The following is a 2,022-nucleotide window of genomic DNA, read 5'->3' as shown; positions in this document are numbered from 1 at the left end:
GACGAAAATGTCAGCGCCGGTGCCACCCTTGAGAACTTCGTCGCCCTTCAAGCCGTCGAGCGTCTGCTGGCCGGAACCGCCGACGACGATATTGTTCAATGCGTTTCCGAAGGCATATTGTTTATCGCCGGTGACCGTCAGATTCTCAAAATTCGCCGGCAGCCTGTAGCTCATCCAGGTCGAGATCGTATCGATGCCCTCGTTGGGCAGCTCCGCCGCTTTGTTTTTCGCGGAGTACAGGTAGTAGATATCGTCGCCCTGGCCGCCATACATCGTAACGCTGACGCTGCCGTCGCCATACAGCGAATCGTTGTAGATGCTGCCGTAGAGGGCCGGGCTCGAATTCGTCGCCGAGTACCACCTTGCGGAGGACCCACTATAGGGGAGCGGAACGCCCTTGGCATTGGTTACGGCGGCCATTTTGCTTGCAGCTCCGTTGGTTTGTTCCAAGCCCTAACACGATGCAAGGCAAAAGGAGCCGATAGGTTTTGTCTTCAAACTCAGGAGGGTTATCAAAACGTAAATGCCCGAGGGGCAGGACGCGTCCGTCAGGCGAAGCTGGCTTGAGCGTGAAGTGGGGCGACTGGGGCCGGTTGGGCGAAGAGCGCGCACCAACGAGAATGCTGCCGAACGTGGCAGGCTTCTGAGCGGAACCTTGGACCCGAATCGCAAGTTTGGCGGGACACCCGCGAGAGCCCTGCCCATCGGGCGCGGATGCGGGACCTTCCCCCTAGCCGCCGAACGCTTGCGGCCATTCCTCGCAGATCAGAGGCCGAGGGTCTGACCCGTTTCCATCTGAAGGAAATCTGCCGACGAATTCCGCAACACCGAGTTCTGGAACGCGTCGAGGGCAGAGCCGTGGGTGATATCGACCAGCACGGCCGCTGCGGCTTCAACCTTATCGGCCGCTTCGTCTACCTTGTCGAAACGCATCAGCATTCGATCGTGGAGCATCGACAACCGCGTGGCGTGGTAAAGCACGCTGCGCTTATGGTAATCCGAGTCCAGCGGCTCAAACAGTATTGTCATGACGGCAACTCCTCGCCATTTCATGTCCATTCGGGGGTGATTTGGAGGCCGCCCGCGTATAGATATTGGTCTGGCGCTCCCGAGGCCTCCGTCACGCGCTGTTGAGCTGCCCGGACCCTGCAGCACAGGGCGATATTCACCACGCCATTTTTCCTGTCCGTTTCTTCCTTTGCGCGCCTCAACGATTTCTCAGCACGTTTGAAGCGCAACCTTGAACTGCCAAGTTTCAAGAATTTCAGCCATCGTTCCGCTTCCTATGCGGTTGCTTCCCTCGGCTGATAATTACGGCTGTTCTGTTTGGTTCCGGCCAATCGCGACCGGCTCCCAGATTTTACAGAGCCAGGCCGATCTGGCGCTGCCGATTTAAATCTCTCCGGCAATGGGCTTGAGCGCATCTTCTGTCTCAGGCTCCAGCGGGACGCCGGCGACGTTCCGGAGCATCAAAGCGGCGCGCTGAAGGACGGACTGCAAATCCGCCCCGGATATATCCGCGATGCGATCGACCGCGCTTCAACCTCTTCCGCGATAAATAGGCGCGCCGATGATCATTCCTTCGACCATGTCCTCTCCGAGGAGGTTTCAGCTTGTTGGGAATGGCATGTGCTGGCCAAGTGGTCTATCTCACGCACCACCAGAACCTGTGCGAAATTGCCAGGACGGTTGTGCACGGCGTGACGGCCACGAACTCGGATAGCGATCCAGGGGCCGCTGGAGGTCAAAAAATTGCGCCGTTCGCAACCGCGGTGGAGGTAGGTCCGGAGAGCCAAAAACGTCGGCTGCGGTCGAATGAACAGCCGCCTTGTGTGCATGCGTTATGAACCATCGGATCGATCTTTGAATGAGCAAACTGGCCAAAAGGCGCGCATTGCTGCTCCTCAATCCAAAGGCGCGGCGCGGCCAGGAGCTGATCGCCCCGATTGTGGAGCGGCTGGAGCGCGGCCGGCTTTCTGTCACTGTCGAAAAGTTCGAGGCGTTGCCGGAGATCGCTCGTGA

The 2,022-nt window shown here is 58.7% G+C and carries 1 protein-coding gene and 1 pseudogene; both read right to left on the bottom strand.

The window, feature by feature from the left end; genetic code table 11:
- A pseudogene (locus EN914_RS33435) lies at positions 1 to 420 on the bottom strand (calcium-binding protein); the annotation flags it as partial.
- A 345-nt stretch (positions 421 to 765) separates the two neighbouring features.
- On the bottom strand, positions 766 to 1,029 hold the full coding sequence (locus EN914_RS33430; protein WP_013525078.1) for a hypothetical protein: 264 nt from the start codon (positions 1,027 to 1,029) through the stop codon (positions 766 to 768).
- Positions 1,030 to 2,022: the final 993 nt, after the last annotated feature.

The organism is Mesorhizobium sp. M7A.F.Ca.CA.001.08.2.1, from assembly GCF_003998455.1.
GTDB lineage: Bacteria > Pseudomonadota > Alphaproteobacteria > Rhizobiales > Rhizobiaceae > Mesorhizobium > Mesorhizobium ciceri.
This window is presented reverse-complemented; position numbering and strand designations above follow the sequence as displayed.